The sequence below is a fragment of the Paenibacillus tianmuensis genome (genome assembly GCF_900100345.1).
Lineage (GTDB): Bacteria > Bacillota > Bacilli > Paenibacillales > NBRC-103111 > Paenibacillus_G > Paenibacillus_G tianmuensis.
The window spans coordinates 1-24,535 of sequence record NZ_FMTT01000001.1; the positions used below are offsets into that span (position 1 = coordinate 1).

The following is a 24,535-nucleotide window of genomic DNA, read 5'->3' on the forward strand; positions in this document are numbered from 1 at the left end:
CTTTGCTCCACAAACGAAAACGGGAATATACGGTTTTCCAAGGACCAAAACGTTCCGGCAAATCACGCCAAGGAGCCCCTGTTTTTACTTTCCAAAGCATTCCATTCAGCATGACTCGATTGGGCTTCGAGGGTCTGCCTTCGCCTGTATTTTCGGGTGGCAATAGACCTTGGATCCGTTCCCAATCCTGGTCCTTGATTTCGTGGCGTCGTAGCATAATTTTACAGGCCTCCTCGTGATCTCGTCCCTGTAAAATTATGCTACGGTTTCTTCTTTGAAGCAATAGATAGTTTTCAGACACGTCCTAGTCAAAAAGGCGCCGTTCAATATTTGGAAAGCAACAACATTCCATTCGCCAAATCAGATCGGTATCAGGAAAACGACAGGAAAGAGCTGGACGAATCCGTCAAGGCGAAAAAGGAACGAAATAAACGGAAATGGAAGCAGTTGCAGGAGGAGCACCCCCGGCTTATTGAAGCGTATCCCAAATTTGCAAGTTCGTTAAAAAACGGTTTTTCCGAAGACGACAGCTTCGAAGCGAACGCAACCATCCAGGATATAAAAGAATACGAGCGTTTGATGAACATTCAGTTGCCCCAAGACGTGGCTAATTTTTTGCTGACCGTTTCGCGAATTTCATTGGAAGGTATTCAAATTGCACTGGGCGATGTGTATATGCTCGATTTGTTAGGCAAACGCTATGGCGTCCTCGGCGAGTTTTGGAAAGAAGCGGACGGCGATTTGATTCTGTTTGATGGCTCCGGGAGCAATACAGCTACGACCTTCTACTATTACGCTCACGAAGAGAATAAAGTGAAACCGCTCGCCAAGAGCCCGGAAGAACTTATGGAAAAAGTGTTTACCCGTTATCTTCGGAGCCTATAGATACTATCGTCTTTAGTTCAACTAATATAGAAAATATTTGCTTGGAGGTTCAATCATGGAAGAGATAAAGCTGCAAACGACTACCGTAAAGTTACTCCAAGGAGATATTACAAAAATAGCCGCGGATGTCATCGTGAATGCCGCGAATACAAGCTTGCTTGGCGGTGGCGGGGTTGACGGAGCCATCCATAGGGCTGGCGGCAAGCAGATTTTGGAGGAATGCAGGAAGATCAGAGATCAGCAGGGCGGCTGCCAGATCGGAGAAGCCGTTGTGACGACAGCGGGAAATTTACCGGCGTCATTTGTGATTCACACCGTAGGACCAGTTTGGAACGGCGGAAAGAGCGGTGAGGAACAGAAATTAATGAACTGCTATGTAAACACATTGAATTTAGCCTGCAAAAATCATGCCCGCAGTATCGCTTTTCCTAATATCAGTACCGGCATTTATCGGTTTCCGAAGGCTTTGGCTGCCAAAATTGCTTTAGAGGCAGTATCCAATTTCATCCGTGGCCATCACGAGTCGAGTCTAGAGCAGATTTTGTTCGTCTGCTTCGATGAGGAAAATTGCCGGATTTATCGGGAGCGTTTGCGGGAGTATGTGATATAAAAGAAGTATTTCCGAGCTAAATAATGGTGCTTACAGTTGATGGAAATTTACGGTGTGACGAGTGCTTGCCGGAAGACCATGGATGGTCGTTTTAACAAAGGGCAGGTGGGACTATGGGATAAGGTTAGTCGCCGTCGATCAATTGGATATCCATGCAATAGAGCAAAGATATCGCTTCGGGCAGCGTAAATTTGGCTTTCCGGATTGGATTGAGTCCCGGGTCGATCATGTAGTTGGTTGCAAAGGAGAAGTCCGCGGCCGTCAAGTTCGTCCGGTCAAATAGACTTTCGGAGAAATCCGTAGAACTCATGTTCGCTTCCGTAAAGTCGGCTTCCCTGAAATCTACATTCTTTGCCGTGCATTTTGTGATTACGCACTTCGGCAGCGTCAGTCCGATGAAAGTGGAATGACTTAGGGTGCATTCTTCGAATCGGAGCAGACCGGACCCGATTTTTCGGGGCGGAGCCATCTCGGACCAGTTGATGCCAATCAATTTGGAATGGGTGAAGGAAACCTGGGAGAAGTCGCAGTCGAGCACTTGAATTAAGCTTAAATTACAGCTTTCAAAGGTGCATCCCGAAAATTTGCAATCCTTAAAGACCGTCTCGCTGAAATCGCATTTGGTAAATGTGCAATCGTAGAACCGGATTGAGGTTACTTCCTTCTGCGAGTATTGGGCCTCCAAAAAGTGCTCGTCATAATATTCTTCTTCTATAAACAAAACGCATCACATTCCTTAGAGGTGTTTTTTCCTCAGTATACCATATCATAAACGTCTTAAGAGTTCATTTGAGCACGAATTAAATGGGGCTTCACAAAAAACTTAACGGAGGAATTTATGGAAGAATCCGATTTTATCTCTTATGTAGGTGATTATAGAGTCCACGACAGCACGATTGTCGAAATTCTGGATGATGGGCAGGGGCTTATTATTACATTACATGGCATGGAAGGAGAGAATTTGACCCTTTATTTAAGGGATGTGCTAACAATTAATATGCATAAAGCGGAAGGCATGATGTTGTACGCGATAAGTGAATATAAGTATCCGGCGCCGTACAGGAAATTTATTTTTGCTAATTGGAGAGACAATGATGACGCCTTCTTAGAAGTGATCGCCAAAGACTTTGTATTGGAGCCTGAATTAATAATGCCGGTAGAAGGGTGATGCCGATGTCGGAACAAAACACGGTAAACATGGAAGAGCATTGTGTACAATCCTGGGTAAAAACAGCGGAGGTATGATCATGAGAATTGCTGTGGCTCAAATGAGACCCCAAAAGGGAAATATTTTGGAAAATATCGAAAAACATAAAAAATGATATCGACTGCAATTTCTTATCAAGCGAATGCCATATTTTTTCCGGAGCTTTCTGTAACCGGCTATTTTATAAAAACACCCCGGGGCGTTCTCGGATGCTTGTTTGAACAGCGATCGGGCAGCTTACAAAAAGATGGAGATTGCGCTGTACAGCAGTAATAACCCCATGGCGATATGAAAGGGCCGTTCATAGTTGGACAAAAACTTTTGAAACAACGAACCGAACACCGCCCACATGAACGTGGACAGGAATCCGACAAACGCAAGCAGCACGGAAAAGAGCAGCAAGCTAAGGCCGGACTTGTAGAACGGAATGACGAAGGTGGAGATGGCCGTGATCCCGTACAAAATCCCCTTGGGGTTAATAAATTGCAAAATAAATCCCGTAAAGAACGAGTTTAACGTGTCGTTAACTTGTTCTTTATTTTGTGTTTTATGAACTTTCATAATTTTGAAGGCGAGATAGGCCATATACAGACTCCCCAACAGGTTCATTACGAATTTAATCCGCGGGATATAGTTGTATAAAACCAGATTGAAAAAGCTGGACAACAGCATAATGGCAAAAAATCCGACGGTGACGCCAAAAATAAATCGAAATGTTTTTCTTAGCCCGTGTTTATTCGCGTTGGACATCGCCATGATGTTATTGGGGCCGGGCGTGAAGCTCGTCGCTATGATGTACGACAGGAAAGGAAGGATAAGCATCATTCGCACCTCTATGTATGTTATAGTAAAATAACCATATGTTATGACATATATTCGTGCGTTATGATTATACAACAATAAGGTTATATTGCACAACCGCCATTTCAAGGGAGTTTGCTTGCGTTTTTTCGCGGGCGCCGAACAGGATCGACGGAACTTTGGAGCTGGGGATCGGGCGACGATCAGGGAGGTGGAGCAAAGAGTCCGGGCCGAAGCAGCGGCTGCTGCGGCCCGCAAAGCGTGGAGGACTGCACTGACCTTTATGCAAAGAAACCTTGCCTGATGGGGCAAGGTTTACTTATCATTCGTACTCGCGTCCTAGCTGATAAGCGCGTTCCAACAAACTCGCAATATGCTCCTTGGATTCCGAAAGGGTGTTGCATAGTAGCTCAACCCTGGATTCCTGCATGCGGGCGTAGCCAGAAACCGCTACATTGAGATAGTGCGTCAGCATCTCCTCGCGTTTGTATTTTGACATATGCTCTTGATCCCCGCCAGCCAGGCAGATCCACAGCACTTTTTTATTACTCACTTTCCCGAACAGCCCCAAGTTCCATACTTTGTCCAAGTACCCTTTAAGCATCGAAGGCACGCTGTACTGCCATAACGGGAACACGAAAACAAGCGTGTCCGCCGCTAGAATCCGGTCCATTTCCTTGCGAACCTCGGGAGGGTAGATTTTGTCAGGATTGATCCAATCTTTCTCATCTTCAGCCGTATATACAGGATTGAATCCGTCGTGGTACAAGTCCAACAGATCAACTTCGTGGTTGTTTTGCTTCAAGCCTTCGATAAAACGGTTCATTACAGCGTGCGTAAGCGAATTTTGGCGGGGGTGAGTGACGGTGACAAGAGCTTTCATGGGTTAACGACCTTCCTTTGTGTATTTTCCCGGCGGCTTCAATGGATAACAGTTCGATGCGGTAGTCAATGGCCGGTTACAGATGTTATTATGGATGATATAAAATATGGTGTGAAGTACGCACTTCAAAGTGCAGTAGGCACTTTCAGGTTCTGTAGTATCCTTTTTATACCGATCCTATTACCTTGGGAAGGCGAGGGAGCGTAACCTTGAAGAAATATCGCATTGGAGTAGAGGTCACGCTGGAAGTCATCGGGGGAAAATGGAAAAGCATCATCCTATACCATTTGACAACCGGCAAAAAGCGCACCAATGAGCTGAGAAGATTAATACCCGACATCACCCAAAAAATGCTGACGCAGCAGCTTCGCGAGCTCGAAAAGGATGGCATCATCCACCGGATCGTTTACCATGAAATTCCTCCCAAAGTGGAGTATGAGCTTAGCGAATACGGCTTGAGCCTGAAAACGGTTCTGGAGAGCTTTTGTGCGTGGGGAGAAAGGCATTTGGATAAAGTTTATGGAGACAGATCGGCCGTCTTGGAAGATTGTCCGGACTATACCTATGAGCACATTTAACGAGAGCTCCGCACGGCGACGGAGAGTCCGGATTGCCTATATCGTGGCCGTTTTCGCTGCTATGGCGTTAGGCTTAGGGTCCAGAACGTTCGCCGACCGTTTGCCTGTCTTTGTGGCTGAGCACTTTGGCGATGCATTGTGGGCTTCCATGATTTACTTTGGCTTTCGCGCATGCTTTGTACATAAGAAGATTTCTTTCGCGTTGTGGTGCAGCCTCGCGTTTTGCTTTGCGATCGAGTTCAGCCAGCTGTACCAGGCCGGTTGGATCAATCGGATCCGGGAGACCACCCTTGGGGCGTTAGTATTGGGAAAAGGCTTTTTGGCGGCGGACCTCGTGCGGTATAGCGCGGGAATTGCTGTCTCTTCCCTGCTCGACATGGTTTGGCATTGGCGCAAACGCTCGTGATGTTGACGGATGTCCGTGTCGGATGAAAGCTCCGCGAACGACACGGCGATGATCGAGAGCGACTTGCGAACGCTAAAGCGAATCATGGAAAAGTAAAGGGGTCACAATGTTATGTACGAACTGTCTCGGGATCATTTTTATAAGATTGCGCCCCTTCTTGAAAATGGTCATCCTCATCCTGAGGTTCAATCCATTTTAGAAAACAATAATCCGGGGTGGATATTTACCGATCGAATCGACTCGCCAAGAACCGCCTTAGTATGGAGCAAGGGTATGAAAGGATTTTATCTTATCGGAGACGAAACCAATGATGCTTTTACCGACAAGCTTGATGGCATTATAGGAAGCAGTATTGCACCAAGGATGGGGGAACTTGGCATGAACTATTTTGAAGTTTCAGGCCATCATGATCGATGGAGGCCTGAATTCGTTATTTGCTGCGAGGGAACTGCATCTATGGGATCAAATCGTGTACGTGTCATCCTATTCTGAAGCACCCGCTGTGAATCTTTCTAGTGATGGTAGTTTCCAGACCGTTAATTTACGATCACAAGAATGGAGAAATCAAGATTTCCTCAATCGGGAATTTGTGTATGCTCACATTGACCAGTTCTGGGAAACACAAGAGGATTTTTATAATAAAGGTTACGGTTATGCCGCAATTGAAGGTTCTACAATTATCGGTGTTTGCTATTCCAGCTTTGTAACTAAGGAAACGCACGCGATCGGGATTGAAACTCTTCCTCAGCATCATAAAAGAGGAGTGGGCGCATGTCTGGCAAGTCTGGTAGTGAAAGATATTGCCCAGAGTGGCTTTTCTTCCTACTGGGATTGTTCACAGAGCAACGAAGCGTCGAATAAATTAGCACTCCGGCTTGGATTTCAACAGGTGCACCAATACAAGTGCGTAGGCTTCGCTTTATAGGCTGCTGAAAAATGGTATGGTCGATTTTTTCATTTGGACGAACTGCGGCGTCATCTTTCACGGCAGGAAGATTGACGTTGTGCTGCGGGTGCTTGCTTAAAATAAACTAAAACGGGAAGCGGGGAACTTCGATGCGCGATAATCGCAAATATAAAGGCATTATTTTCGATATGGACAATACGCTGCTGCAATCCCGCATCGATTTTGCGGCAATGAAGGAAGACATCTACCGGCAATTGGTCGGGCACAGTATTTTGACGGAGCGGTTCCCGCTCCATGAGCATACGACATCCACCATGCTTGAACAGGCCAAGCAAGCCGGTATGGACCAAGCCTTATACCTCTCCTGTCTGAACATCGCGGAAAAGCATGAAGTGCGCGGGATGGAAGGCGCGGGGCTGGAGAAAGGCGTGCCGGAGCTGATCGAATCGTTATTCGGCAAGTTCGTATTGGTCGTGGTCACGAACAATTCGCTTTCCGCTGCCCTGAAGGCGCTCGAAGTAACGGGAATCAAGTCTTATTTCGACTCCATCATCGGCAGAGAGCAGATGGAAGCGCTGAAGCCGTCCCCTTCCGGTTTTACGTATGCCTTGAATCAGTTCCGTGCCATTGCGGCGGACGAATGGATATCGGTGGGTGATTCCTGGATTGACGGCAAAGCGTCCGCCGGGGCCGGCATTCCGTTTATCAGCTACAGGACGAGTATGGAAGCGATGATGGATAAAGGGGTTAGCCCAATAACGAGAATCGGCCATATTTCGGAGGTTCAGGATTGGATCTACGGTTGAACATTATGCTGAGCGTGACGGAAGTGACCGAAGAGACGCAGGAGCAGGCAAGACGGATCGTTTGCGCGGGGCTGGAGGAAAGATTCGGGGAACGTTCTATTATGTTATGAATGGTGGCTGGCATGGGGGAGAGCGCGATTCCCCCTCCACTACCGCTGAAAAACATACCGGCTTGCTGCGGCAAGGCGGTTTTTGTGCATGCGCCGGGACTTGCCGGGTCTGTCTTAGGACCGCTTCCCGGATAAACTTCGTTTCAGGAAGGAAACGGTCTTCTCCAGCTTTAATAAATGGGTGCCCTTGACTAGAATCGCGGTGTCCGGCTTGATCGTCCCGGCAAGCGCTCGCTGAAGCTGCGGCCTGGACGCGAAGCTGCGGATGCGTGTTGCGGGGAAGCCCGCGTTTCTGGCGCCCGATGCGATATGCCTCGCGAGCTTTCCGACCGTATAGAGCCGGGTGAGTCTTTTTCGGGCGGCATACTTTCCGACTTCATCGTGAGCACGGACGGCGTATTTTCCCATGTCCTTCATATAGCCGATGATGGCGATTTTGTGCTTTCGGTTTACCGAGGCGAGCGTGTCGAGGGCAGCCTTGGTCGCATCGGGATTGGAGCTGAACGTATCGTCGATCAAGGTGATTCGCCTCGGCAGCTCCGTTCGAACTAAGCGGCGATACGGAATCGGATAGTTCGCCAACCCCTTGCGGATTTTGCCCGCCGTGAATCCCATGCTGTGCGTAATGGCGATCGCATTAAGCGCGTTGTACACGTTATGAACCCCCAGACACGGAATGAAAAATCGCTCCTCTTTCCCGTTCAGCCGAACCCGGAAGGCCACCCCCCGGCCCAAGAACCGGATGCCGCGTGCCTTGTAATGGGCTTTGTTGCGGATGCCGACCTTCAGCAGCCTGCCTTGAAATCCTTTGACGGACAACAGCCTGGAATTCGCATTATCCGCATTCAGGACGAGCGTTCCGGTCTTCCGCATGTGCCGGATCAGCTCTGATTTCGCGGCCGCGATGCCTTGGACCCGGTGTCCGACATTGCCGATATGCGCCGTTCCGACATTGGTAATTATACTGTAGCCCGGTTTGATCAAGCGGCAATGCTCGCGAATATGCCCTTTGCGAAGCATTGCGAATTCAAGCACGGCCGCCCGGTGCCGGGCATGAATCTGCTTGGCGTACTTGCGCGTGTTCGGCGGCAAATTCCAGTTCGACACCGATTTGAAAATGGTCCACCGTCTCCGCAGGATGGAAGCGATCATTTCTTTCGTGGTCGTTTTTCCCGCGCTGCCTGTCACAGCGATGACGGGAATGTTCCGAGCCGGCATGCAAATCCCACCTTTTCACAGCGAATATACGCTTTAGTCTACGCCGGGCGCAAGCGGATGGAGTGGGTATGTGGGAAAAAATGGGCGTTTGTACGAGTCCGGCGGCAGGGGAATACCCATATGGTGTAAGATGACTGACCCTTGATTCTGCAGGTGGAGAGTGAGACAAGTGAAATCATTAATGCGGATGCCGAATTTGACGAGGTATGAATCGATCGGCATCAATCAGTTGTTTAACGTAGCCGACGGCCACGCCCATCAGCCGCAAAGCGATGCGCAGCGGCAAATTATCGGGCGGCTGCCCGACTTGTTCGATCAGGCGGAAACGGCGAGGCAAGCGGAGTTGGAAGACGAGTTCCGCCGTCTGTTCTACACCTTGGCCGGACAGCCGACCGCCGCCGGTCTTACCCGGACGCTGTTCTGTTATTCGGCTTCGTTGTCGACCGATTTGATCGCTACCTATTTGGCTTCGCGGGGATTGACGACCGCGCTGCTGCATCCCTGCTTCGACAATCTGGCGACGCTGCTGCAAAGAAGAAACGTAGCCTTGACGCCGCTGCATGAGGAGGAGCTCAGGCTCGACCGGATGGAAGAGACGTTCGCAGGACTGGCGGCGGATGCGGTGTTCGTTACGCTTCCCAACAACCCGACGGGCTTCGAGCTGTCGCGGGAAGAATGGGAGAGGCTTGTTGCAATGTGCGGTCAATACGGCAAGCTGCTTATCGTTGACTGCACGTTCCGATTTTTCTCAAGAAAGCCTTTATGGGATCAGTATGAGCTGCTGGAAAAGTCGAACATGAGCTATTTGATGGTGGAGGATACGGGAAAGACATGGCCGACCCAGGATCTGAAATGCAGCATTTTGGCAATGAGCGAAGATTTGGCCGATGACGTGCTTGAGCTTCACAACGATATTTTGCTTAACGTTTCGCCCTTTATCCTGCAGCTGCTGATCGAATATTTGAAGGACACCGCGCGGCACGGATTGCAGTCCGTCATATGGGAAACCATTGACCGGAACCGCAAGACGCTGCGGGAAGCCATTCGCTCCTCAGGGCTAGTCTTGAACAATCCGGGTTCGACGATCAGCGTCGAATGGCTTCGCATCACCGACCCCAACGTCCGCAGCTTGGACATGGTGGACCGTCTGCAGCGGCTGGGGCTCGGGATTTTGCCGGGGGACCACTTCTACTGGCACGACCACGGACAGGGGGAGCGATATATCCGGATTGCGCTTGCCCGATGCCCGAATATGTTCGCCGAGGCCTGCAACATCTTGCAATCGGCACTGATGACGAACAGGATGGATTCGGTATGAGAATCATCTATCTGGATCAGCCTACCTACCTGCCGGACAATTTTGTGCGAGAGATGGAGAAGCTCGGAGAGTTTGAAGTGTATTACGACCGCCCAGACGCAACGACGGCCGCTCTACGATTGTCAAAGGCGGACATTGCGATTGTGGAATGGACGCGGCTTCGGGAATTGGCGTTCGGGAAGCTGCAGAGGCTGAAGCATATCGCCCTCGTCATGACCGGATACGATCTGGTCGATATCGAGGCGGCCGGAGCCGCGGGAATTTCGGTGTCAAATTGTCCGACGTATTCGGCGCAAGCGGTCGCGGAGCATGTGTTTGCGCTTCTGCTCGCGGTCAATCGTCGCATCATCCGGGCGGATCGTCTTGTCCGGCAAGGGGAGAGCCATGTGTACGGCCCTTTCCTCGCGGGCGAACTGGCAGGCCGAACGTTAGGGCTGATCGGCACAGGCCGCATCGGGCAGGCGGTGGCGCGGATCGCCCGGGGCTTCAGGATGCAGGTGATCGGCGCGAACCGGTCCGGAAGGGCCGTCCCAGGGGTGGAAACGGCGGATATCCATGAGGTGATGCGGCGAAGCGACGTCGTCTCGCTGCATGTGCCGTTCCATGCCAAGACGAAAGGGATGATCACCTCGGAGCTGCTGTCTTTGATGAAAAAGACGGCCCTGTTCATCAACACGAGCCGGGGCGGTCTGGTGGACGAAGAAGCGTTGTTTGCCCTGCTTCGGGACGGGAAAATCGCCGGCGCGGGCCTTGACGACCTGGCACAGGTGACCGGCAACCCTTTGTATAAGCTCGATATCGTTGTATTTACGCCCGGCACGGCGTGGTATACGGATACTGCCCGGGAAGCCAATATGAAGGAGTTGCTGGATAACATTCGAGGATATATAAGCGGAATGCCGCGGAATATCGTGAATGAGGAGTTTCTGGCCTCGAAGAAACCGGAAAGCGAATGATCACGTGTTGTCCCGGCTGAACCAATCCGGCGGTATTGCATATAGTGGATGGAGAATTTCAGCCCAGCTATAGTGAGGACGATGGTATGTCGCGAGAGATTATCATTGCCGCTGTTGGCGATCTTTTGATGAAGCCGCTGCTGATTCGACTGATGCGTACCGGTGACAAACCGCGTGACTCCGTCGGCAATAAAGGCGGACTTTATAAGTTCGAGCAGGCGTTTGAATCGGTTGCCCGTTATTTGCAGGATGCGCATCTGACGATCGGAAATCTCGAAACCACCTTCGCCGGGGGACCGGAAGACGGCTACATGAAGACGAAGCGCAATCCGAAGACCGGCAATCCGTCCTTCAATTGTCCGGATGCCTTCGCCTCCGCGCTGAAGGCGTCCGGCTTCAATGTGCTTGCTACGGCAAATAACCATTGCATGGACTATGGCATCCGCGGGCTCAGACGGACGCTCGAAGTGCTCGACAAGAACGGGATCGCCCATGTCGGAACGTTCCGGAACCGACAGGAGTCCCGATCGCTCTTTGTTCAAAATGTCGAGGGGGTCCGTATCGGCATTGTATCCTATACGAGAGACACGAACGGGATACCGATTCCGAAGAACCAGCCGGCCGGCGTCAAGAAGCTTGTCCGTGCGAGTATGAAGAAGGATCTGAAGCGGTTACGGGCTATCTCGGATTTCATTGTTGTGTGCATGCACTGCGGCTACGAATATCATCAAAGTCCATCCGCTCACCAGAAGGAGCTGGTCCGGTTTTTGTTTCGTCAGGGGGCTGATGTGGTGCTTGGTTCGCATCCGCATGTTCTTCAACCGGCGGTGTGTCGCACGGTGAAAGACGTCGACGGCCGGACACGAGACCGGTTCGCGATCTACTCGCTGGGTAACTTTATTTCCACCCGGCTGCACAGCAAGGATGCTGCTTTAAGCGGGTTGATCGTCCGTATTCGAATTCGCAAAGCATCCCGTGGTTCCGTCCGGCTCGCAGGGGTCGAGTACGTCCCGACATGGGTATGCATTGCAAGGAATGGCAAGCAAAAAAAGTGCCGGATTGTGCCGCTTCGGAAGGCCATTGCGCAGCCAGAACCCTTTTTCGCCGGGCAGCTGGACCGGATGAAACGGGCCTACCGCAGCACGCTTCGCATGTATAATCCAAAGGAGTAAGCCGCTGCCGGGTTCAATTGTCCGGCAGGTCGATATGCTCGGAAACTCTGGATTTGAGAATTTCGATCAAGTCTTCGTCCATGTATTTGTATTCGTCCGGGATGTCCAGACAAATCATCTTTTTGCTTGCGGCGGCATGGGGGAATTTCTGGCGAATCCTTGCCACATGCTTCTTCTCCATCACAAAAATAAGTTCCGCCCAGCCGATATGCCCCTCGGTTATCTTGATCCGGGCTTGTTCCTCCGTCCCCGCGGACCGGACGTCATATCCGTTACACTGGTGAAAGATTTTTTCGGCCGTCAGACTCCGCCACTTGTTTCTGCTGCATACAAATAATAGTTTTATCGGTTTCAACCTGCCTTTTCCGCTTGTTTTTAGAGGAAATGGTCCCCGTCTTACGACATCAAATGGTTTGACATCCCTCTAGCTGCACGTTACCATAAAGCAATAAACAACACAAACATTCAACAATAAGCATAAATCAAAGAAGGGCGGGGCGGCGGTGTCATTAACGTTCGAGGAACGCAAAAAAACGATTATGGGGCAGCTGACGCAGGACGAAAAAGTGCAGGTGCATGCGCTGGCCGAGCAGTTGAACGTGTCGCCGGAAACGATCCGGCGGGATCTGGACAGGCTGGATAAGGAAGGCCTGCTCAAAAAAGTGTACGGCGGTGCGGTCAAAACCCGCATGGACAGCTGGGAGCCGCCGTTCATCCAACGGGAGCAAATGAACAACAGCGCCAAGACGTCCATCGGCAAGCTGGCGGCTTCGTTGGTCAAAGAGGGCGAAACGATCATGATCGACAACGGAACGACAACGATGGAGATCGTCCGTCATTTGCAGCACCGGCCCGATGTGACCGTCGTGACCCATTCCGTGCCGGTGCTGCTTTTGGCGATGGAGCTGTTCAAGGGCCGGATTATTTTTGCCGGCGGGGCGGTCAACGTGAATCAGCAATCCGTCGGGGGGACGCTGACCGAAGCGATGCTTCAGCAATTCAAAGTGCACAAAGCGTTCATTTCCGTCGGCGGCATCTCGCTCGTCGAAGGGATTACGGATTATGACTTAAACGAAGCGAGCGTCTCGCGCAAAATGATCGAGCGGGCCGAAGAATCGGTCGTATTGGCCGATCATTCGAAATTCGGAAAAACGACATTCGCCAACATTGCGGCGTTGCAAGATATTTCGATGATCATCACCGACAGGGAATGTCCAGCCGACTGGATTCATCAGCTGAGAGAGAAAGACATCGAGATTCTTATTGCGGAGGACTAAATAGTAAGATCGTGTGGAACCTAGAGCGAGCGGCCGGCTTGCTCTATTTTTGTTGTAGCTACATAAGAGCGTTCGTTATCGGATAAACTTACGATCCGCTGCGAACAAAATGACACCCTGGCGGGCTTCCGGAACGGTCCTGCGGAAAAACGTGCAAACAGACACGAAGCAGCGAACAGAAAGCCGTTTTGCGGGAAACGCATTTTACTTATAATTCATGTAAACGCTCTCTTACTCTTTTCGTTTGAGAGAGCCGATAACAAGACGACGGGGGGGCTATCGGAATCTGCATGTGGTTCGATCTTCATACCGTGCCGTTCAGCCGTTTCGGTTCGTATTTTGCCTTTTCGATGCTTACGGCGCATCCCGAGAGGGAAGCCGGTCTGTACTTGAGGCTCGTGCGGGGCGGGGATCAAGATATCGGAGCCGTGTTCCGAATCGAGCTGCTCGTAGGCGGCCAAGCCGTTCCTTTTACTTGCTCCGCTTCTCCGACGTTATTGCTTCTTGAAGCGAAGGAAGGAACAGCCGAGTGGTGCATACCGGAGCCGGATTTTATACGTGTTCGCACGCAGGGTGTCGGCGTGCGGTTGACCTGCGCGCCCGGCGTATACGATTATGCGTTTCCGCTCGGGGAGCGGGGCTGGGAGTTCAACAGCTTCGTGCGGGAACGACGCTTTCTGCTTTCCCCTGTAGCCGGGTCGATTCACGAGGATGTGCGCTGGGACGGGGTGAAGGCGCAGCGGCTTGCGTTCGACGGCGTGCCGGGCAGCGACGGGAGGCTGGAGCTTACGCTGGAGGAATACCGCACCGTTCCGCGCCCGCCGCGCCCCGGATCGTTCGACCAAGGGCTTGCGCAGGTGGGCGGCGAGTACGCCGCCTGGCGAAGCCGGATGCCCGCCGCTGCCGCGGTCTGGTCCGAAGCCGAGGAGCTGGCCGCTTATATTACTTGGTCCTGCGTTGTGCAGGCCGACGGGTATTTGCCCCGTCCGGCGATGTATATGTCTAAAAACTGGATGACGAACATTTGGAGCTGGGACCACTGCTTCAATGCGATGGCGCTGGCCGCAGCCGATCCCGATCTGGCTTGGGACCAGTTTGCAATCTTTTTTGACCGGCAGGACGATAGCGGGATGCTGCCGGATTTCATGAACGATAAATATGCGCTGTGGAACTGCTGTAAGCCGCCGATCCACGGCTGGACGCTGCGATGGCTGATGAACCGTTCCGAGGCCGTTACGCAGGAGCGGCTTGCGGAAATTTACGAGCCGCTGGCCCGCTGGACGCAGTGGTGGTTCGATTACCGTGACGACGACCGCGACGGCGTACCACAGTACAATCATGGCAACGACTCCGGGTGGGACAACAGCACGGTCTTTTTGGCGGCGATTCCCGTGGAAAGTCCCGATTTGTGCGCCTTTCTTATTTTGCAAATGGAGGCGCTTGCCGCAGTGGCGACCAGACTGGGACGCGCCGGGGAAGCGGAACGGTGGGAGCGCCGGTCACAGGAGCTGTTGACGCGGATGATTGAACATTTTTGGCGCGGCGACCGCTTCCAGGCCGTACAGTCCGGCACGCATGCCGGAGCCGGCGAAGGCGACAGTTTGATGGCGTATTTGCCTGTTGTTTTGGGCAAGCGTCTGCCAGAGCCGATTCTGCACAAGCTGATCGAAGGGCTGCGCGAGGAAGGGCGCTTTCTGACGGCGCACGGCTTCGCCACCGAAAGCGTCGGAAGCCCGCTGTACGCGCCGGACGGCTATTGGCGGGGACCGATCTGGGCCCCGGTCATGCTGCTGCTCGTGGAAGGGCTGAAGGAGGCGGGCGAGGAGCAGTTCGCGGCCGACGTTGCGAGGCGTTTTTGCCGGATGGCGACTTCCGCAGGCATGGCCGAAAACTTCGACGCGCTCGAAGGGCGCGGGCTGCGGGACCGGGCGTTCACGTGGACGTCCAGCGTCTTTCTGCTGCTGGCCCGGGAGTATGGGGCGTAAGCCGCTTAAACGGAGCTTGTCCGAGGATAAGGGGGAACAAGGGAGATGCAATCGACAGAACAATGGCTTGCATTGGATGGAAAAGTCGCTGCGGTCACCGGAGGCGCTTCGGGGATCGGACTCGCTACGGTGCGGAAGCTGGCCCGGCACGGGGCGTCCGTCGTCATCCTCGACGTGAACGAGAAGGCCGGCGGTCAAGCCGCAGAAGAGCTTCGGAGCGAAGGGCTTGCGGCCCGCTTCGTCGGCTGCAACGTAACATCTTCGGCCGACTGCGAAGCAGCGGTAGAAACGATACGCCGGGAATACGGCCGGTTGGATATTTTGTTCAATAACGCTGGAGTTATCCGGCGGCGCACCGTCGTTGAAATGACGGAGGAAGAATGGGACGCGGTGGTCGATATTTCGCTCAAGGGCGCTTTTTTGCTCTCGAAATACGCGGTTCCGCTCATGGCCGAAGGCGGCGGAGGCAGCATCATCAACACCGGGTCCGGCTGGGGGTTGAAAGGCGGCGACCGGGCCGCCGCCTACTGCGCCGCCAAGGCGGGGATCGTCAATCTGACGAAGGCGATGGCGATCGACCATGGCGGACAACAGATCCGGGTCAACTGCGTCTGTCCCGGAGATACGGATACGCCGTTGCTGCGGGACGAAGCGAAGCAGCTCCAGCGGGAAGAGCAGTCGTTTGTGCAAGCGTCGGCGCTCGAACGGCCGCTGAAGCGCATCGGCACGCCGGACGACATCGCTAACGCCGTGCTGTTTCTCGCGAGCGACATGTCCTCGTGGGTGACCGGCTCGGTGCTTGTCGTCGACGGTGGAGGACTGGCATAACGAAAAAGGAGGAATTGCGACGCATGGCCACGCTTAAAAAAACAACGTCTCATCCGTATATCCCCAACACCGTGCCTGAGGTCCAGCGGGCGATGCTAGACGAAATCGGCGTCTCCGATATTGACGAGCTGTACCGCATGGTGCCGAAGGAGCTTCGTCTGACGGGCCCGCTGAACGTGGAGCCGGCGCTGTCCGAGTACGAGCTGCAGCGTTATGTCGATAGGTTGCTGGAGCGCAACCGGAGCGCGAAGGAAACGATCAGCTTTCTCGGAGCGGGCTGCTGGCAGCATTTTGTGCCGGCCGTTTGCGATGAAATCAACCAGCGCTCGGAGTTCGTCACCGCGTATGCGGGCGAGCCTTACGAGGACCATGGCCGCTTCCAGGCGCTGTTCGAGTACCAGAGCCTGTTGGCGGAGCTGGTCGACATGGACGTCGTGAACGTGCCGACGTTCGACTGGGCGCAGGCGGCTTCCACCGCGCTGCGGATGGCGGGCCGTATCACCAGCCGCCGTACAGCGCTGCTTCCGGCAACGATGCATCCCGAGCGGCTGCGGGTCATCCGCAATTATTTGTCGCCGCAGATGGACTGCGTGCTCGTCGATTACGCGCCCGACACCGGACTCCTCGACATGGCCGACCTGAAGGCGAAGATGTTGGCCGACACGGCCGCCGTATATATCGAGAATCCGTCCTACATCGGACATATCGAGACGAAGGGCCGTGAAATCGCCGATCTGGCGCATACGGCAGGCGCGCTTTTCGTCGTCGGCGTCGATCCGATCTCGCTCGGCCTGCTTGAGCCGCCGTCCCGGTACGGCGCAGATATCGTCTGCGGCGACCTGCAGCCGCTCGGTATCCGCATGCAGTACGGCGGCGGTCAATCGGGCTTTATCGCCACGCGCGACGAGGAGCAATTCGTCATGGAATATCCGTCCCGCCTGTTCGGCATTGCTCCGACCGTGGTCGAAGGCGAATACGGCTTCGGAGACGTCGCTTATGAGCGGACTTCTTTTGCCAAGCGGGAGAAGGGAAAAGAATCAGTCGGGACCCAGACCGCGCTGTGGGGAATTACGGCAGGCGTCTACTTGGCCTTAATGGGGCCTCACGGCATGCGCGAGGTTGGCGAAACGATCATCCGGCAGGCGCGCTATGCAGCGGGCAGGCTGGCGGAGCTGGAGGGGGTGCGGATTCGGTTTCAGGCGTCGTCGTTCAAAGAGTTCGTCGTCGATTTCAACGGGACGGGGCGCACAGTGAGCGACATCAACAAGCGGCTGCTGGAGCACGGCGTCTTCGGAGGCAAGGATTTGTCCGGCGAATTTCCGGCCTGGGGCCAATGCGCGCTCTACTGCGTTACCGAAATCCACACGAAAGAAGATATCGACGCGCTTGCGGCCGCTCTGAAGGCGGTCCTGTAAGCCCGAGGGCAGAAGGGAGCCACGCGAATACCTATGAAACGGATACCTAGAAACCGGAACGTGCGTCAATTTCATCAGGCCAAATGGGACGAACCCGTCATTTTCGAGCTGCATCAGCCGGGCGAGCGGGGCGTCATCCCGCCGTCCGTCAGCGAGGAAGTGGCGGCGGCCGTAGGGGACGCCGAAGCTTGCGTGCCGCAAGGCATGCTGCGCAATCAAGCTCCGGCTTTGCCGGAGATCGGGCAAGCCCGGGTGCTGCGCCATTATCTGCGCTTGTCGCAGGAGACGCTGGGCTCGGATTTCAACGTCGAGATCGGGCAGGGTACCTGCACGATGAAATACATTCCACGGGTCAACGAAATGCTGGTCCGCAATCCGAAAATTTCCGAGCTGCATCCGCTGCAGGACGAGTCGACCGTACAGGGGATGCTGGAGGTGTACCACCGACTGGACCTCGCGATGCGCGAGATTTCGGGCATGGACCGGTTCACGTTCCAGCCGGGGAGCGGGACGCAGGCGTTATTTGCGATGGCGTCCATCGTGCGGGCCTACCATGAAGCGAACGGCGAAGGCGACAAGCGGGACGAAATCATAACCACTATATTTTCCCATCCGTCACAAGCGGCGACAGCCGCCGTCAAAGGCTACAAAATCATTACGCTGTACCCTGACAAGGACGGATTCCCGGATTTGGAAGCGCTGCGGGGGGCAATCTCCGAGCGGACGGCGGGCTTCGTCGTTGCCAATCCGGAGGATACGGGCATCTTCAACCCGCGGATTCGCGAGTTTACCGACCTTGTGCACGCCGCAGGCGGGATATGCTATTACGACCAAGCGAACGCGAACGGGCTGCTCGGCATTACCCGGGCGAAGGAAGCGGGCTTCGACATGTGCTTTTTCAACCTGCACAAAACGTTCGCCGCCCCTCATATGTGCGGGGGCCCGGCGACGGGAGCGCTCGGCGTAACGGAGCGGCTGGCCCCGTTTCTGCCCGGCCCGCTCGTCGAAACGGACGGAACCCGCTACACGCTGAACCATTCGCCCGCCCAAAGCATCGGCAAAGTCCGCATGTTCCAAGGCGTGGCCCCGACGGTGCTCCGCGCGTACGCGTGGATTCGCGCGCTGGGACCGGAAGGGCTGCTGAACGCGGCGAAGGTGGCGGTCCTGAACAACAACTATTTGTACAGCCGCATCCTGAAAATTCCAGGCGCCAGCGCCCCGTACGTGGAGGGCGGACGGCTGGAGCAGGTGCGCTACAGCTGGGAGCGGCTGACCAAGGAAACCGGCATTACGACGGAAGACGTGCAGCGCCGCATGTGCGACTTCGGCCTCCATTACTGGACCAGCCATCATCCGTACATCGTGCCGCAGCCGTTCACGCTGGAGCCGACCGAATCGTATTCCAAGGAAGACTTGGACGAATATGTGAGCGCCCTGGAGCAGATCGCCAAGGAAGCCTACGAGCAGCCGGACATCGTCCGCAGCGCCCCGCACAACAGCACCGTGCACCGGATCGACGAATCGAGCTTCGACGACCCGGCGAAATGGTGCATCACCTGGCGGGCTTATCTCAAAAAGACCGCCCCGGCCGAAGCCGGTATCGAGTCCTGAGCAAAAAAATAAAGCCGGGGTGATCCCGACCATGTGAGCAGCAGCCGGAATCCGCCTTGGAGTCCGGCTTTTTGCTTCATGTGACGTGGCCGCAAAGGGAAAAGTATCCGGCAGGCGCTGGTCCTGCGCTTGATGATGGCGGTCTTCGGGGCGTGGTATTATAAAGAGAGAAAGCGCTTACTAGATCACAAAAACAACTGCTTGCGGGGGATGTCCATGCTGCCTGGAAACGGATTGAAACTGCCGCGGGGTGTCCGAAGTACCCTGCAGACCAAGCTGATGCTGCTTATTGCGCTTGCTGCCGCGATTCCGCTGCTGACGCTTGGATACGTACTGTATCACAAATCGTCGGGAACGATCAACGAGCAATTTGGCCGCTACGGGGAAAACTCCGCCTCGCAGCTGCAATTTCAGATCGATTCCACCTTGGGGCAAATGAAGTATACGGTCAGCGACATTTTGTCGTACTTGCTCGACCCAAAGTTTACGGTGCTGCACGAGGAGGTGCCGACGACGTACAAGGGCTTCCAAGAGGAGCAGCAGCTTGAGCAGTATTTGAAAGCCCATAAGTCTTTGGATATGAAGGGCATTTTCCTGATTACAAAATCGGGCTACTATTACGGCGATCGGATCATCCGCTTCGATCTGCTCAAGGCGGAGCCTTGGTTTCGTGACGATGCCGACGGCTACCGCTTCGACCTGTACGAGCCGAACCATTATAACGACACGGCCCGCATTCCCGGGGAGAAAGTCATCGGTCTGCTGTTCCGCATCCGCAATCAGGTGGGGGTGCTGGAGAACAGCAGTATTTTGATCGAAACGAACGCCAACAAGCTGCTGCGGATGTTTCACGAATTCGAGGAGGATACCGGCTCGCAGCTGACGATCACCGGCGGCGGCAAAACGGTTTACCAGACGCAGGGCTCGTTTGCGAAGCGGGACGACGATGTCGTCTGGACGAAGCATTCAGACGAGACGGACTGGACGATTGAGGTGCGGACGCCGTACGAGCAATTTTATAAGCCGTCGCTTCTGATCCGCACCTTTACGTTTTCTGCGGTCAGCCTGTCGATTATGTTCGCGTTCGTACTGGCTTATATGTGTTCGGCTCCGCTGCTCAAGCGGGTCAAGAAAATGAAAGAATCGATCCGGCGGGTCAGCCTTGGAAAGCTCGATACGCGGATCGACGTGGAGTCCGAAGACGAGCTTGGGCTGCTCGCTCACAGCTTCAACCGGATGGTGGGGCAGCTTCAGACGCTGTTTCAAGAGGTGAAACAGGTCGAACGCCAGAAAAAAGAAGCCGAGCTTCGCGCGCTGCACCATCAGATCAACCCGCATCTGCTCATCAATACGCTCGCTTCCATTCAATGGAAGGCCAGATTGGCAGGTGCCACCGACGTCAACAAAATGATTTATCATTTAACCAACGTGCTGGACGGCAACCTGAATGTCGACCGGGAGCTCGTTACGCTGGCGCGGGAGCTTGAGGTGATCGATCATTATTTGAATTTACAGGAGCTGCGGTACGGCAGCGTGTTCGCTTACCGGATCGAAACTGCCGGGATCGACCTGTCCGCCGTGGACGTTCCGCGAATGACGCTTCAACCGCTGGTGGAGAACGTGTTTTTTCACGCGTTCGAGGACGGGGAGGGGACGATCGTGCTGCGCGTCGAAGCGGACGGCGCGGATGTGCTGGTCTCCGTGATCGACGACGGAAAAGGCATGGGCGAGCGCACGCGTCAGCAACTGCTTCAGCCGCACCCGGACGGCGTCCGAAAACGCCGAAGCATCGGGCTCCGCAATGTGGAGGAGCGCATTAAGCTGCATTTCGGCGAGGCTTACGGGCTGTCCGTTCAATCCGCGTCGGGAGCGGGGACCTGCATCGTTATCCGATTGCCGATCAAAGCCAAGGAGGGAATCGCATGAATGCCAAACCGATTAAAGTGCTAATTGCCGACGATGAAGTCATCATCCGCCGGGGGCTGATTTCGACGGTGCCGTGGGAGAAGTACGGAATGACCGTCGTAGCGGACGTGCCTAACGGCAGCCGGGGCTGGGAAGCGTTTCTGGAGCACCGGCCGGATGTGGTTATCACCGACATCGTCATGCCCGAGATGGACGGAATCGAGCTCGCCCGCAAAGTGAAAACATATGAGCCCCGGACTAAAATATTGCTGCTCAGCTGTCACCGCGATTTCGAATATGCGCAGCAGGGGATTAAGCTGGGCGCTTCCGGCTATTTGCTGAAGACGTCGTTCAACGACGAGGAGCTGGAGGAGTTTTTGGCTGCCTTCCGTCAAGAGCTCGGTGCGGCTGGCGCCGAGGCTCCACGGAACACCGCCGCCGAGCTTGCCGCCCCCGCGATTTCTGGGATGCTGCTCGAATGGTTGTACGGCGTCGGCGACCGGTTTCCAGCCGAGCTGGACCGGCTGCTTCAAGGGGCGTGGAACTGGATGAATGCGCCGACCGCGCTGTATCTGATCTCCGCGCCCGGGAAATGCGGCGGGACGCTGGAGCGCGAGCTGCGCGGCAGCGCGCCGGGCGAACCTTGCGAGGTGCTTCTCTTCGGGGACGGACACCTGCTGTTGTTTGTGCCCGAAGCCGAGCAGCGCGAGTGGGACAGCCGGCTGAGCGAGCGCAAGGCCGAGCGGCCGGAGCTGCATTGGTCCCGGCTAGCGCCGCTGGCCGGACGAGAGGCATGGATCGACGCCGTGCGCAAAGCCCGTGGGCAGATGGAGTTGGAGAAGCAGTATCGCATCAGCGTCGGGCAATGGCCCGCTCCGATTGCCGAAGCGGTGCAACTGATCGTCCGGCATGCGGATACCCAGCTGTCCGTGTCCGTGGTGGCGCATGAGGTAGGGCTGAGCCGCAGCCATTTCAGCACGCTGTTCAAAAAGACGGTCGGCGAAAGCTTCGTCACGTTCACGTACCGGGCGAAGCTAAAAATCGCCTGCGAGCTGCTTGCCGCCAAAGGGATTACCGTTCAGGAGATCGCGGATAAGATCGGCATGCCCGACGCCAAATATTTCAGCAAATGGTTCAAGCGCTGCACCGGTAAAACGCCGAGCCAATACCGGAGCGAGCGGCGTGAAGAACGAAGCGCCATCTAAAAACACGGCTCTCATCGAACGAAAAGACACCTTTGCTTGGCAGAGGCCGTTCGTGCAGCCGATGATGCACGATTTTCCGAACATCCCTCCGTTTTGTATGCGCTTTACTCTCGTTACAATAAGCATGTAAGCGGTTAACTAACAGACGTTCAGGGGGAATTCGAAATGAACCGAAGGATGCTTCTTGTTACGACAGCGATATTGTCCGCTTCAGTCATGGCCTCCGGGTGCAGCAAGCCGGCAAGCGAACCTCAAAACGGCGCAGCAGGGGCGCAGACGCCATCGTCCGAATCAGGCAAGCAGGTGACGCTGCGTTTTGCTACGTGGGATACGGGCGATCTGCTCAAAATCCAGGAGACGATTGCGCGCCAATTCGAAGCGAAGCACCCCGGCGTCAAGGTGCAGGTGGAGGCGTACGGGGACGGCTTCGACCAGAAGCTGGCCGCTTCAATCGGAGCGAACAACGCGCCTGACGTGATGTACATGTGGGATTTTCCGACCTATTCCCAGAACCTCGAACCGCTGGATGCGATGATGTCCGCCGATGCCGGGTTGAAGCCGGACGATTTTTATCCCGGACTGTTCAACTACGTGAAGATCGGCGGCAAGACATACGGCATGCCGGCCGGGTTTACGACCCGCGTTATGTACTATAACAAGAAGCTGTTCGACGAGGCGAACGTACCGTATCCGAAAGCGGGCTGGACGTGGGACGACTTCAAGGAAACGGAGAAAAAGCTGACGAACCCCGCCAAGAAGCAGTACGGCTTTGGGGTCCGGGCGGAGAACGATCCGTATGATCTGCAGGGGGTGATCTGGAGCAACGGCGGCAGCTTTATCAGCCCGGACGGCAAGTCGATCGAAGGGTTCATGAACGGTAAAGAAACGGCCGAAGTGCTGCAACTGTTCGGCAGCTTGGTCAAGGACAAAACGGCTGTCATTGTCGGCGGCAAAAACCAGCAGTCCGGTGACGACATCTTCAAAGCGGGCAAAATCGCCATGTGGGAAAGCGGCGTATGGCCGCTGGGCGGCTTCAAGGAGGCAAAAATCGACGTCGGTACGGTCATTATGCCGGCCTTCCCGGGCAAGAAGCTCAAGGGCGTCATCTCCGAATCGGCGGTATCCATCTCCAAATCGTCCAAGAACAAAGAGCTGGCTTGGGAATTCGTCAAGTATTATGCGTCCGACGAGGCGATTAAGCTGCGGACCTCCGACCTGCCGGTGCGCAAAAGCGTCGTAACCGAGAAAAAGCTCGACGAAGACCCGCTCTACCAATCGTTCTACAAAATGCTGGAGACTTGCGACGATACGCCGGCGTTCCTGCTGAATCCGAAATGGAACGAAGTGAACCGCAACCTCAAGTCGGCGATCAGTACGATGATGCTCGGTCAGAATGGGAAGGATTCGCTTGACAAGGCCGTCAAAGACTCGGAGAAATTTTTCAAATAAAGCCGTCAGGCGAAAAACGGAAGAAGGATGGACCTATGGATACGACCGCCGTTCGACAGGCAGCTAGGAGGCCGGGCATCCGATTGAAACGAAGAGGCTGGCTTACGCCTTACCTCTTCGTTCTTCCCTGGATGATCGGTTTCGTTTCCTTCACGCTGGGGCCGCTGCTGTTTTCGCTGGTGATCAGCTTGTACGATTGGCCGATTGCCGGAGAGCGTACGTTTGTCGGGTTGCAAAATTATACCCGGATGTTCACCGACGACCCGCTTTTCTGGGAGTCGCTCGGCGTTACGCTCAAATTCGCCGCGATCTTTGTGCCGCTGAATTTATCGGTAGCGCTGCTGCTCGCCTTACTGCTGAATCAAAAAGTGCGGGGAAGCGGCATATTCCGCACGATCTTTTATTTGCCGTCCGTCATCTCCGGCGTCGCGCTCGCGATGATTTGGGCGTGGGTATACAGCGGGGAGTACGGCATTCTGAATTACTTTTTGTCGCTCGTCGGCATTGCCGGACCGGATTGGCTTCGGGAGCCGGGCTGGGCGCTGGCGGCTATGGTAGGCGCGAGTCTATGGGCGCAGGGTTCGATGATGCTGATCTTTTTGGCCGGGCTTAAGAACATCCCGGGCGATCTGTATGAGGCAGCCTCCATCGACGGGGCCGGCGTGTTCACCCGATTTTTCCGGATCACGCTGCCATTGCTCAGCCCGACGCTGCTGTTCAACCTCGTCACCTCGATCATCGGCGCGTTCCAGCAGCTGACGCTGGCGTTGACGCTGACCGGTGGAGGGCCGTCGAACTCGACGTATTTTTACGCCATGTATGTTTATGAAAATGCTTTTAAATATTTTCATATGGGCTACGCCGCAGCGAATGCATGGATCATGTTCCTGATCATCTTGACGCTAACGATGCTCGTCTTCCGCTCCACCGGCATGTGGGTGTACTACGAGGGCGAAGTGAAGGCAAAACGGGCGGGCAAGCAGCGGCGGAAAGCCGCTTAAAG

At 54.7% G+C, this 24,535-nt stretch carries 27 protein-coding genes; 21 read left to right on the forward strand and 6 right to left on the reverse strand.

The genetic code is table 11. The features are described from left to right. Positions 1-217, reverse strand: a 217-nt coding sequence (locus BLO51_RS00005; protein ID WP_143006794.1) for a transposase, incomplete at its 3' end; no start/stop codon positions are given. A 113-nt stretch (positions 218-330) separates the two neighbouring features. Here BLO51_RS00005 and BLO51_RS00010 point away from each other — a divergent pair. Both BLO51_RS00010 and BLO51_RS00015 read left to right on the forward strand, forming a co-directional pair. Beyond that, positions 331-885: an SMI1/KNR4 family protein gene (locus BLO51_RS00010; RefSeq protein WP_090665507.1), complete on the forward strand. Its 555-nt coding sequence runs from the start codon at positions 331-333 to the stop codon at positions 883-885. Between the two features lie 55 nt (positions 886-940). Beyond that, the gene (locus BLO51_RS00015; RefSeq protein WP_090665510.1) at positions 941-1,495 is read left to right on the forward strand and encodes an O-acetyl-ADP-ribose deacetylase; all 555 of its coding nucleotides are present in this window, start codon (positions 941-943) and stop codon (positions 1,493-1,495) included. A 124-nt stretch (positions 1,496-1,619) separates the two neighbouring features. On the opposite strand, the gene BLO51_RS00020 is transcribed toward BLO51_RS00015, so the two are convergent. Next, entirely contained in the window at positions 1,620-2,216 is a 597-nt protein-coding gene (locus BLO51_RS00020) for a pentapeptide repeat-containing protein (protein ID WP_090665512.1), read from the reverse strand. A 117-nt stretch (positions 2,217-2,333) separates the two neighbouring features. On the opposite strand from BLO51_RS00020, the gene BLO51_RS00025 reads away from it, so the two are divergent. Continuing rightward, positions 2,334-2,663: a hypothetical protein gene (locus tag BLO51_RS00025; protein WP_090665514.1), complete on the forward strand. Its 330-nt coding sequence runs from the start codon at positions 2,334-2,336 to the stop codon at positions 2,661-2,663. 276 nt (positions 2,664-2,939) lie between these two features. Here the strand turns inward: BLO51_RS00025 and BLO51_RS00030 are convergent, their stop codons facing one another. After that, a complete protein-coding gene (locus tag BLO51_RS00030; protein ID WP_090665517.1) occupies positions 2,940-3,524 on the reverse strand; it encodes a LysE family transporter in 585 nt (194 codons plus the stop codon). A gap of 301 nt (positions 3,525-3,825) precedes the next feature. Further along, complete coding sequence (locus BLO51_RS00035; RefSeq protein WP_090665519.1) at positions 3,826-4,386, reverse strand: NAD(P)H oxidoreductase; 561 nt, start codon at positions 4,384-4,386, stop codon at positions 3,826-3,828. Positions 4,387-4,595: 209 nt separating this feature from the next. Here BLO51_RS00035 and BLO51_RS00040 point away from each other — a divergent pair, with 209 nt between their 5' ends. The 6 genes from BLO51_RS00040 to BLO51_RS30710 all read left to right on the forward strand — a co-directional run bounded on the left by BLO51_RS00040 (position 4,596) and on the right by BLO51_RS30710 (position 7,193). Then, positions 4,596-4,964, forward strand: coding sequence for a winged helix-turn-helix transcriptional regulator (locus BLO51_RS00040; protein ID WP_174551166.1), 369 nt, complete (start codon positions 4,596-4,598; stop codon positions 4,962-4,964). Beyond that, the gene (locus BLO51_RS00045) at positions 4,951-5,370 is read left to right on the forward strand and encodes a ribosomal maturation YjgA family protein (RefSeq protein ID WP_090665523.1); all 420 of its coding nucleotides are present in this window, start codon (positions 4,951-4,953) and stop codon (positions 5,368-5,370) included. The genes BLO51_RS00040 and BLO51_RS00045 overlap by 14 nt, the downstream gene beginning before the upstream one ends. A gap of 111 nt (positions 5,371-5,481) precedes the next feature. Continuing rightward, positions 5,482-5,862, forward strand: coding sequence for a hypothetical protein (locus BLO51_RS28375; protein WP_143006795.1), 381 nt, complete (start codon positions 5,482-5,484; stop codon positions 5,860-5,862). Positions 5,863-5,872: 10 nt separating this feature from the next. Beyond that, positions 5,873-6,295: a GNAT family N-acetyltransferase gene (locus BLO51_RS00050; protein WP_167670059.1), complete on the forward strand. Its 423-nt coding sequence runs from the start codon at positions 5,873-5,875 to the stop codon at positions 6,293-6,295. Positions 6,296-6,426: 131 nt separating this feature from the next. Beyond that, on the forward strand, positions 6,427-7,083 hold the full coding sequence (locus BLO51_RS00055) for an HAD family hydrolase (protein ID WP_090665527.1): 657 nt from the start codon (positions 6,427-6,429) through the stop codon (positions 7,081-7,083). Next, entirely contained in the window at positions 7,068-7,193 is a 126-nt protein-coding gene (locus BLO51_RS30710; RefSeq protein WP_281180301.1) for a hypothetical protein, read from the forward strand. The genes BLO51_RS00055 and BLO51_RS30710 overlap by 16 nt, the downstream gene beginning before the upstream one ends. Positions 7,194-7,307: 114 nt before the next feature. Here the strand turns inward: BLO51_RS30710 and BLO51_RS00060 are convergent, their stop codons facing one another. Further along, positions 7,308-8,411: a UDP-N-acetylmuramoyl-tripeptide--D-alanyl-D-alanine ligase gene (locus BLO51_RS00060; protein ID WP_090665529.1), complete on the reverse strand. Its 1,104-nt coding sequence runs from the start codon at positions 8,409-8,411 to the stop codon at positions 7,308-7,310. Positions 8,412-8,580: 169 nt separating this feature from the next. On the opposite strand from BLO51_RS00060, the gene BLO51_RS00065 reads away from it, so the two are divergent. From BLO51_RS00065 to BLO51_RS00075, 3 genes are all read left to right on the forward strand, one after another. Beyond that, entirely contained in the window at positions 8,581-9,729 is a 1,149-nt protein-coding gene (locus BLO51_RS00065) for an aminotransferase class I/II-fold pyridoxal phosphate-dependent enzyme (protein WP_143006797.1), read from the forward strand. Next, on the forward strand, positions 9,726-10,685 hold the full coding sequence (locus tag BLO51_RS00070) for a 2-hydroxyacid dehydrogenase (RefSeq protein ID WP_167670060.1): 960 nt from the start codon (positions 9,726-9,728) through the stop codon (positions 10,683-10,685). Before BLO51_RS00065 ends, BLO51_RS00070 begins: the two co-directional genes overlap by 4 nt. Before the next feature lie 86 nt (positions 10,686-10,771). After that, on the forward strand, positions 10,772-11,857 hold the full coding sequence (locus BLO51_RS00075) for a CapA family protein (protein ID WP_090665535.1): 1,086 nt from the start codon (positions 10,772-10,774) through the stop codon (positions 11,855-11,857). A 13-nt stretch (positions 11,858-11,870) separates the two neighbouring features. Here BLO51_RS00075 and BLO51_RS00080 read toward each other — a convergent pair whose 3' ends face one another. Next, positions 11,871-12,203 carry a low molecular weight protein tyrosine phosphatase family protein gene (locus tag BLO51_RS00080; protein WP_174551174.1) on the reverse strand — a complete coding sequence of 111 codons (333 nt, stop codon included), beginning with the start codon at positions 12,201-12,203 and terminating at the stop codon, positions 11,871-11,873. Positions 12,204-12,360: 157 nt separating this feature from the next. Between BLO51_RS00080 and BLO51_RS00085 the strand changes: the two genes are divergently transcribed. The 9 genes from BLO51_RS00085 (at position 12,361) to BLO51_RS00125 (ending at position 24,533) form a co-directional block, all read left to right on the forward strand. Continuing rightward, positions 12,361-13,134, forward strand: a complete 774-nt coding sequence (locus BLO51_RS00085; RefSeq protein WP_090665540.1) for a DeoR/GlpR family DNA-binding transcription regulator — start codon at positions 12,361-12,363, stop codon at positions 13,132-13,134. A gap of 290 nt (positions 13,135-13,424) precedes the next feature. Beyond that, positions 13,425-15,119, forward strand: coding sequence for an amylo-alpha-1,6-glucosidase (locus tag BLO51_RS00090; RefSeq protein ID WP_090665542.1), 1,695 nt, complete (start codon positions 13,425-13,427; stop codon positions 15,117-15,119). Positions 15,120-15,164: 45 nt separating this feature from the next. Beyond that, the gene (locus tag BLO51_RS00095) at positions 15,165-15,947 is read left to right on the forward strand and encodes an SDR family NAD(P)-dependent oxidoreductase (protein WP_090665544.1); all 783 of its coding nucleotides are present in this window, start codon (positions 15,165-15,167) and stop codon (positions 15,945-15,947) included. Between the two features lie 23 nt (positions 15,948-15,970). Next, positions 15,971-17,362 carry an aminomethyl-transferring glycine dehydrogenase subunit GcvPA gene (gcvPA, locus tag BLO51_RS00100; RefSeq protein WP_090665546.1) on the forward strand — a complete coding sequence of 464 codons (1,392 nt, stop codon included), beginning with the start codon at positions 15,971-15,973 and terminating at the stop codon, positions 17,360-17,362. Positions 17,363-17,395: 33 nt separating this feature from the next. Then, entirely contained in the window at positions 17,396-18,973 is a 1,578-nt protein-coding gene (gene gcvPB / locus BLO51_RS00105; protein ID WP_090665547.1) for an aminomethyl-transferring glycine dehydrogenase subunit GcvPB, read from the forward strand. Positions 18,974-19,189: 216 nt separating this feature from the next. After that, the gene (locus BLO51_RS00110) at positions 19,190-20,899 is read left to right on the forward strand and encodes a sensor histidine kinase (RefSeq protein WP_245719471.1); all 1,710 of its coding nucleotides are present in this window, start codon (positions 19,190-19,192) and stop codon (positions 20,897-20,899) included. After that, positions 20,896-22,083, forward strand: coding sequence for a response regulator transcription factor (locus BLO51_RS00115; RefSeq protein WP_090665551.1), 1,188 nt, complete (start codon positions 20,896-20,898; stop codon positions 22,081-22,083). Before BLO51_RS00110 ends, BLO51_RS00115 begins: the two co-directional genes overlap by 4 nt. A gap of 165 nt (positions 22,084-22,248) precedes the next feature. Further along, positions 22,249-23,532, forward strand: a complete 1,284-nt coding sequence (locus BLO51_RS00120; protein ID WP_090665554.1) for an ABC transporter substrate-binding protein — start codon at positions 22,249-22,251, stop codon at positions 23,530-23,532. Between the two features lie 131 nt (positions 23,533-23,663). Further along, on the forward strand, positions 23,664-24,533 hold the full coding sequence (locus tag BLO51_RS00125; protein WP_425415793.1) for a carbohydrate ABC transporter permease: 870 nt from the start codon (positions 23,664-23,666) through the stop codon (positions 24,531-24,533). Positions 24,534-24,535: the final 2 nt, after the last annotated feature.

Bases quoted from the DNA above. Each gene is read 5' to 3' on its own strand.
- BLO51_RS00070 (WP_167670060.1), top strand. From the start codon at position 9,726: ATGAGAATCATCTATCTGGATCAGCCTACCTACCTGCCGGACAATTTT.
- BLO51_RS28375 (WP_143006795.1), top strand. From the start codon at position 5,482: ATGTACGAACTGTCTCGGGATCATTTTTATAAGATTGCGCCCCTTCTT.
- BLO51_RS00025 (WP_090665514.1), top strand. From the start codon at position 2,334: ATGGAAGAATCCGATTTTATCTCTTATGTAGGTGATTATAGAGTCCAC.
- BLO51_RS00030 (WP_090665517.1), bottom strand. From the start codon at position 3,524: ATGCTTATCCTTCCTTTCCTGTCGTACATCATAGCGACGAGCTTCACG.
- BLO51_RS00075 (WP_090665535.1), top strand. From the start codon at position 10,772: ATGTCGCGAGAGATTATCATTGCCGCTGTTGGCGATCTTTTGATGAAG.
- BLO51_RS00115 (WP_090665551.1), top strand. From the start codon at position 20,896: ATGAATGCCAAACCGATTAAAGTGCTAATTGCCGACGATGAAGTCATC.
- BLO51_RS00060 (WP_090665529.1), bottom strand. From the start codon at position 8,411: ATGCCGGCTCGGAACATTCCCGTCATCGCTGTGACAGGCAGCGCGGGA.
- BLO51_RS00090 (WP_090665542.1), top strand. From the start codon at position 13,425: ATGTGGTTCGATCTTCATACCGTGCCGTTCAGCCGTTTCGGTTCGTAT.
- BLO51_RS00120 (WP_090665554.1), top strand. From the start codon at position 22,249: ATGAACCGAAGGATGCTTCTTGTTACGACAGCGATATTGTCCGCTTCA.
- BLO51_RS00110 (WP_245719471.1), top strand. From the start codon at position 19,190: ATGCTGCCTGGAAACGGATTGAAACTGCCGCGGGGTGTCCGAAGTACC.
- BLO51_RS00045 (WP_090665523.1), top strand. From the start codon at position 4,951: ATGAGCACATTTAACGAGAGCTCCGCACGGCGACGGAGAGTCCGGATT.
- BLO51_RS00055 (WP_090665527.1), top strand. From the start codon at position 6,427: ATGCGCGATAATCGCAAATATAAAGGCATTATTTTCGATATGGACAAT.
- gcvPA (WP_090665546.1), top strand. From the start codon at position 15,971: ATGGCCACGCTTAAAAAAACAACGTCTCATCCGTATATCCCCAACACC.
- gcvPB (WP_090665547.1), top strand. From the start codon at position 17,396: ATGAAACGGATACCTAGAAACCGGAACGTGCGTCAATTTCATCAGGCC.
- BLO51_RS00015 (WP_090665510.1), top strand. From the start codon at position 941: ATGGAAGAGATAAAGCTGCAAACGACTACCGTAAAGTTACTCCAAGGA.
- BLO51_RS00095 (WP_090665544.1), top strand. From the start codon at position 15,165: ATGCAATCGACAGAACAATGGCTTGCATTGGATGGAAAAGTCGCTGCG.
- BLO51_RS00035 (WP_090665519.1), bottom strand. From the start codon at position 4,386: ATGAAAGCTCTTGTCACCGTCACTCACCCCCGCCAAAATTCGCTTACG.
- BLO51_RS00125 (WP_425415793.1), top strand. From the start codon at position 23,664: ATGATCGGTTTCGTTTCCTTCACGCTGGGGCCGCTGCTGTTTTCGCTG.